Source organism: Phenylobacterium sp., assembly GCF_030646615.1.
In the GTDB taxonomy this organism is placed as follows: domain Bacteria; phylum Pseudomonadota; class Alphaproteobacteria; order Caulobacterales; family Caulobacteraceae; genus Phenylobacterium.
In genome coordinates, this window is record NZ_JAUSLG010000018.1 from 41,484 (window position 1) to 47,483 (window position 6,000).

6 protein-coding genes and 1 tRNA gene are annotated in these 6,000 nt (G+C 64.0%); 3 read left to right on the top strand and 4 right to left on the bottom strand.

Annotation, left to right across the window (positions count from 1 at the left end):
* Nucleotides 1-16: 16 nt before the first annotated feature.
* Nucleotides 17-1,378, bottom strand: coding sequence for a bifunctional UDP-N-acetylglucosamine diphosphorylase/glucosamine-1-phosphate N-acetyltransferase GlmU (gene glmU, locus Q7S93_RS03175; RefSeq protein ID WP_304712127.1), 1,362 nt, complete (start codon nucleotides 1,376-1,378; stop codon nucleotides 17-19).
* 90 nt (nucleotides 1,379-1,468) lie between these two features.
* Between glmU and gph the strand changes: the two genes are divergently transcribed.
* The 3 genes from gph to Q7S93_RS03190 all read left to right on the top strand — a co-directional run bounded on the left by gph (nucleotide 1,469) and on the right by Q7S93_RS03190 (nucleotide 3,920).
* Complete coding sequence (gene gph, locus Q7S93_RS03180; protein ID WP_304712128.1) at nucleotides 1,469-2,191, top strand: phosphoglycolate phosphatase; 723 nt, start codon at nucleotides 1,469-1,471, stop codon at nucleotides 2,189-2,191.
* A gap of 16 nt (nucleotides 2,192-2,207) precedes the next feature.
* Nucleotides 2,208-2,282: transfer RNA gene (locus tag Q7S93_RS03185), tRNA-Val, on the top strand.
* 237 nt (nucleotides 2,283-2,519) lie between these two features.
* Complete coding sequence (locus Q7S93_RS03190; protein ID WP_370652056.1) at nucleotides 2,520-3,920, top strand: DUF6538 domain-containing protein; 1,401 nt, start codon at nucleotides 2,520-2,522, stop codon at nucleotides 3,918-3,920.
* Here Q7S93_RS03190 and Q7S93_RS03195 read toward each other — a convergent pair.
* From Q7S93_RS03195 to Q7S93_RS19015, 3 genes are all read right to left on the bottom strand, one after another.
* A complete protein-coding gene (locus Q7S93_RS03195) occupies nucleotides 3,877-4,707 on the bottom strand; it encodes a DUF5677 domain-containing protein (RefSeq protein WP_304712130.1) in 831 nt (276 codons plus the stop codon). The two genes, Q7S93_RS03190 and Q7S93_RS03195, sit on opposite strands and share 44 nt — an antisense overlap.
* A gap of 102 nt (nucleotides 4,708-4,809) precedes the next feature.
* Nucleotides 4,810-5,805 carry a hypothetical protein gene (locus Q7S93_RS03200; protein ID WP_304712131.1) on the bottom strand — a complete coding sequence of 332 codons (996 nt, stop codon included), beginning with the start codon at nucleotides 5,803-5,805 and terminating at the stop codon, nucleotides 4,810-4,812.
* Nucleotides 5,741-5,971 carry a DUF6538 domain-containing protein gene (locus tag Q7S93_RS19015; RefSeq protein WP_370652058.1) on the bottom strand — a complete coding sequence of 77 codons (231 nt, stop codon included), beginning with the start codon at nucleotides 5,969-5,971 and terminating at the stop codon, nucleotides 5,741-5,743. The genes Q7S93_RS03200 and Q7S93_RS19015 overlap by 65 nt, the downstream gene beginning before the upstream one ends.
* Nucleotides 5,972-6,000 lie beyond the last annotated feature (29 nt).

A 6,000-nucleotide genomic window follows, 5' to 3' on the forward strand; every position in this document is an offset into this window, starting at 1 on the left:
GAAAGCCTCAAGGGCCTCAGGACTTGGCGGTCCTGGCGCGTTTGCCGGCGCGAAACCGCTGCGCCCAGCCGGGCTTTTCCACCTGCGCCGATCGTTCCAGGGCCAGGGCGTCAGGCTCCACCTCGCGGGTGATCACCGAGCCCGAGCCGATATAGGCGCCCGCGCCGATGCGCACCGGCGCCACCAGGGCCGAGTTGGAGCCGATGAAGGCGCCCTCCCCCACATGGGTCTCGAACTTGTCGAAGCCGTCATAGTTACAGAAGATCGTCCCCGCCCCGATATTGGCCCCAGCCCCCACGGTCCCGTCCCCCAGATAGGCCAGGTGATTGGCCTTGGCGCCGGCGCCGACGGCGACCTTCTTCACCTCGACGAAATTGCCGATATGGGCGTCAGGTCCGATCTGCGCGCCGGGACGCAGGCGGGCATAGGGGCCGACCAGGGCCCGCTCCGCCACGCTCGCCCCCTCGAGATGACTGAAGGCCCGGATCACCGCGCCGGTCTCGACGCTCACGCCGGGGCCAAAGACCACGAACTGCTCGATCGTGGCGCCGGGCGCGATCTGGGTGTCCCAGGAAAAGTGCACGGTGTCCGGGGCCGGCATGGCGACGCCCTCATTCAGGAAATGGTGGCGGCGGCGCTGCTGGAAGATGGCCTCGGCCGTCGTCAGCTGGGCTTGCGAATCAGCGCCCATGACCGCGCTTTCCGGCACGAAGGCCGCCCGCACATTGGCCTCGTGCGCCACGGCCACGGCCACCACCGAGGTCAGATAGTACTCCCCCTTGGCGTTGTCGTTGCCCACCTTGTCCAGCCAGTTGAACAGGCTGCAGGCGTCGGCGGCCATCATGCCGGAATAGCAGGCCCGGACATGGCGCTCTTCCTCGCTGGCGTCGCGGGCCTCGACGATGCGGATGACGTGGCCATCGGCCCCGCGGATCAGCCGCCCATAGAGGGCGGGGTCGGCCGGCTCGAAGCCGAGCAGCGCGATCTGCGCCCCTTGCGCGCGCAGGGCTAACAGGGGCTCCAGGTCCTTGCCCTCCAGCAGCGGGCAGTCGGCGTTGGTCACCAGCAGATCGCCGGCGAAGTCCTGCAGGGCCGGGCGGGCGGCCAGCACCGCATGGCCGGTGCCCAGCGGCGGGTCCTGGACCACCACCGCGGCCTCGCCCAGCCGGGCGACGACCGCCTGGCGCACCGCCGCGCCCTGCGTCCCGACCACGACCAGGATCCGCTCGCAGCCGGCCGCCTGCACCGCATCGATGGCCCGGTCGAGCATGGTCCGGCCGCCCACCTTGTGCAGCACCTTCGGGATCGGCGACTTCATGCGCGTCCCCTGGCCGGCGGCGAGGATGACGGCGGCGCGCGGTTGGGCGCTGGGGGTCATGGGCGAGGTCCTTCCCGAGTCGACGGCGTTGCAATCATGGGGCGTTTAGCCGAAACGGCGACAGGTTTCGACGAAAGGAGACGCATCGCCATGGCCGCCCCCCTCGATCTCTCGGCCCTGGCCGGCGCGAGTCTGGCCTTCGACCTGGACGGCACCCTGGTGGACACCGCGCCAGACCTTGTCGGCACACTGAACGTCATCCTGCAGGAGGAGGGCCACGCCCCCCTGCCCCTGGCCGAGGCGCGGCCCTTCATCGGCAAGGGCGCCCGCTGGCTGCTGCAGCGCGGATTCACCGAGGCCGGGGCGCCCATCTCGGACGACGCCATGGGCGGCCTCTTCGAGCGGTTCATCGCCCGCTACAACGCCCATATCGCCGATGAGAGCGTCCCCTTTCCCGGCATGGTCGAGACCCTGGAGACCCTGCGCGGCGCCGGCGCGCGCCTGGTGGTCTGCACCAACAAGCGCACGGACCTTTCCACCAATCTGCTGGACGCCCTGAACCTCTCATCCCTGTTCGAGGCCATTGTCGGGGCCGACGCCGCCCCGGCCCAGAAGCCCGACCGCCGCCACCTGGAAACCGCCATCGCCCGGGCCGGCGGCCGCCCCGACCGCGCGGTCATGATCGGCGACGCCGCCCCCGACGCCGGCGCCGCCCGGGCCGCCGGCGTACCCCTGATCCTGGTCAGCTTCGGCTATACCGAGGTTCCCGTGGCCGAGCTCGCGGCCGATATCCTGATCGACCATTACGCCGATCTGCCCGCCGCCTGTTTGCAGCTACTGCCGGCTTGCCCCGCGGCGAACGAGACGCTATAGGCGCATCCCTTCCGATGGATGCGTAGCTCAGCGGGAGAGCACCTCGTTCACACCGAGGGGGTCACAGGTTCAATCCCTGTCGCATCCACCATTTTTCTCCAACACTTTCAAACGGTTGAAGTTTCTCCCCATCGGGGAGCCGCTCGACCCTGTTTGCTGCACCAACGTGGTTCACAATCGCCCCTCCGACGATGGGTCAACACGTTGTGACGAAAGGCCTTTTCGGCCCTCGGACTGCTGCACCAGTGTGGTTCACAAACCGTCCCAGACGGCCTCTTCACCGTCGTCACGGTCACGGCGAGATTCGGGGTGCCGACACTCGGGCCTGATGGTCAGGGGAAGGGTCTTCTACGTTCGTCTCAGAGTGCCGAGGTCGTTGGAACGAACGGTCGGGCGAACGCATGTCTGGCGGTCGTTGGGGACGGCCAACAAAGCCGAGGCCATCAGGCAGGCTCGAATCGTCGCCTACGATCTTGAGGTCGCCCTTCGGGGCGAGCGTGAACCCCGCGCAGATCGGCCTCAGATCGCCGCTGAAGCCACTCAGAACGCTGATGCAACCGTCGAGCCCCCCTACCCGCCAAAGCCGCCAGAGAAGACCCTACGGACGCTTCTCCCGATCTTTCTGAACGACGCAACCAAGTTGCGCGGCGACAAGGTGCGGATGATCTACGACAACGCCATCCCCATCGTCGGCGAGGTGCTGGGGATGGATACGCCGCTGCGCTCCATCGACCGCGAAGCATGTCGCCGGTTGATGGACATGCTTCGATGGCTACCGACCAACAGCAAGAAGCGGTTCCCCAAGATGACCGCCGTCGAAGCCTCTGAGATGGCGAAGGCCAAGAAGCTCACCTCGACGCTGGGCTACGCCGCGATCAACTCGTATCTGAAGTGCCTCAGCGCGCTGATGAACTTCGCGGTCAACGAGGGCTACATCGACCGCAACCCCGCGAGGGGCCTTCGGGTCGTCGATCCGAGGCATCGCCGCGACCGGCGACTCCCGTTCTCGAACGACCAGCTTCGAGCGATCTTCCATGCCCCTCTCTATCGAGGCTGCGTGGACGATGAACACGGCTACGCTGACATCGGCCCCGCGCGTCCGCGCCGCGCCCGCTTCTGGGTGCCGCTCATCGCCCTCTTCTCAGGAATGCGGATGAACGAAATCTGCCAGCTTGATGTCGCCGACATCCAGCGCGTCGATGAGGTGGATTGTTTCCTCGTCACGAGCCGTTCGAGTGGTGGCGGTGCCGACAAGAAGGTCAAGACCTCGACGAGCGAACGGTTCGTCCCAATCCACCCGCGCCTAATCGAGATCGGCTTCTTGGACTTCGTGGATGAGCTTCGTCGGAGCGAGTCGGCGAAGCTCTTTCCCGAACTGCCGCTTTCGACCACGGGCTACTACTCTGACCCGTTCTCCAAGTGGTTCCGACGCTTCATCCACAAGGCGAAGGCGACGCGCCCGAAGACATGCTTCCACTCGTTTCGCCACTGCTTCCGCGATGCGCTGCGTGAGGCCCGGATCGACCATGATGTAGCTCTGGCGTTGGGAGGATGGTCTTCCGGTAGCGGCACCGAGGGCACGCTCACCGCCGAGGCCTATGGTCGAGGGTTCCGCGCAAAGACGCTGTTCGAGGCGATGCAGCGGGTGGACTATCCGATGCTCGATCTGTCGCACCTCATGGGCATCAGTTCGCCTCCGACCACGGCCACTCAAGCTCTTCCCTCGTGATGATTGGCACCGGCGGAACATAGGCCTCGATCAGGGCGAGCAACTCTTCATGCGTGTTCGGCCCCGCCCCATGGAAATTGGCAAGGTCAGCACAGGCAGCGAACGTCTCGACGTAAATCCGCAGCCCCCAGTGAAGCGCGAATGCTGACCAATATCCCACGAACTTGGAGGAGCCGATTTTCACCTCATTCGGATCGCCCCAAGCTCTCCTCACAAGCTCATGCGGAGAGAAATGAACGAAGCGCGAGGTCGCGCGGTAGAGGTAGGGATACTCCTTCTCTCGGCCCACCTGCTTCGCCAGATAAGCGACGCTTGGGCTGTCGGCGCCCTGCCGCCATCCCAGTTTCGCGCCAAGCTCTCGCAGAGCTTTGACCACGGCACCATCGGCAGCGAGGCGGACCTTCACGAAGCGCATGGAGAAGCCCAACTCCTGCATCGCCGCGCGGCCAATGAAGTCAGTCTGAGCTTCCAATGACTCTGCGATGCCGTGCTTGACGGCCTTGATGAGCAAGTCGTTGGCCACATCCTTGTGCTTGGCGAGGTATTCCAACCACAGGAGTTCTTCGTAGGCTGGGCGAAGTAGGCAAACGGCGAAAGCCGAATGTCCCGTTTCGCAAAGCGTCACCACAGCATCGAGGGCTTCACGTTGGCGAACCAGTGCAGCCCGCTGGACGATCTCGTCATACTTGGCCGCCACGCTATTTCCGACGCGCACCGTCCCGATGTCAGCCGTCATTTGATCGAGCCGCGATAAAATCTCGCGGAGTCGTTCGGCATTCTCGACCACGATGGGAAGTGGCTTGAGTCCGGGCGATAGGCTCTTCGGAGATAATGGCATCTTGGCGGACGGGTCCGAGTTGTCAGTGGAGGGTCGCAGGAAGATGCGTTCTCAGAAGGGTATCTCGTCGTCATCCTTCGGTGCCGGTTGAGGCACCGCACCGGTCGGCAGCGGCAGGTTCGTGACGATGAACAGGTTGAGGATGTCCTCCCGATCCATGAACATGATCTGACTGCGTTTCGTTTGGTCGAGCTTACCCCCGATCCAGTTCCTCGCGGCTTTCGTAATTTGGCCGCCTGCCACAATGAAGGCGTGATCCACCAAGACTCGTCGACTAACCTCGGGGTCGAAAATCTCGTGGCCAAGCATCATGGTCACTTGGTTGTGGATTTCGGCCACGTTTGAGTTGGCCGCGCCGCTCACGCCGGAAGCATCGAGTTTCCCTCTCTTGGCCTGTATGCCGAAGTAGAGGATGTGCTGCGTCGGCAAGGTGTATTTCATCCACACGTCCTTGCCGTATTCGAGGGCCTTGTCCCTGTGCCCTGCCGCCGTGATCCTATGAAAGCCAAGCTGGCGGAAAAGAGGTAGGAGAACCTCCTCAATTAGTTCGTCTTCACTGGCTTGATCGAGATACTGGTTCAACCAGTCACGCCGCTCGATTTCGAGTTTTGAGAGCGGGCGGTGTGGGTTGGCCGCAGGCGCGGCGACCGTATTTGTTCCAATGTGCCGGAGGTAGCACTGGTTGTCTGAGGCATAGAAAGCCTCAAAACCTTCCCGCGAGAGCGGGATGTTCAGCGCGGCTAACGCATTTGACCGCTCTGCCCCTTCGTTTCTCGCATCGGCAGGGTCCATCAACGTCCGAATGACGCGGCAAAGGGTATCGGGCGGCGTTTGGGCGTTTGGGTGCGGCTCGTTCAGTATCTCAGCGAGCGTCGTGGCAACCCACAAACTTCGCGTCGATCCATCGTGCGCGTAGTCGGTATCCGCATCACGGAAGAAGCGCGTCAGGTAGTAGCTGCTGCGGTATGGGAAGTAGGTCGCATCATCGGGACCATTGCCGCAGACCAGTTCGGCAATCTCGTCGAGAGTGCGATCCCTCCACTTCATTTTGAACACCCAGCTTGAATCGCGCGAGAGACTCTCTTGCCCCCGTTGAACCACGCCCAGCAAGGCTGGTCGCGTGCAACGACCGCCAGACATGCGTTCGCCCGACCGTTCGTTCCAACGACCTCGGCACTCTGAGACGAACGTAGAAGACCCTTCCCCTGACCATCAGGCCCGAGTGTCGGCACCCCGAATCTC

Bases quoted from the DNA above. Each gene is read 5' to 3' on its own strand.
- glmU (WP_304712127.1), bottom strand. From the start codon at position 1,378: ATGACCCCCAGCGCCCAACCGCGCGCCGCCGTCATCCTCGCCGCCGGC.
- gph (WP_304712128.1), top strand. From the start codon at position 1,469: ATGGCCGCCCCCCTCGATCTCTCGGCCCTGGCCGGCGCGAGTCTGGCC.
- Q7S93_RS03190 (WP_370652056.1), top strand. From the start codon at position 2,520: ATGGTCAGGGGAAGGGTCTTCTACGTTCGTCTCAGAGTGCCGAGGTCG.
- Q7S93_RS03200 (WP_304712131.1), bottom strand. From the start codon at position 5,805: ATGAAGTGGAGGGATCGCACTCTCGACGAGATTGCCGAACTGGTCTGC.
- Q7S93_RS19015 (WP_370652058.1), bottom strand. From the start codon at position 5,971: ATGGTCAGGGGAAGGGTCTTCTACGTTCGTCTCAGAGTGCCGAGGTCG.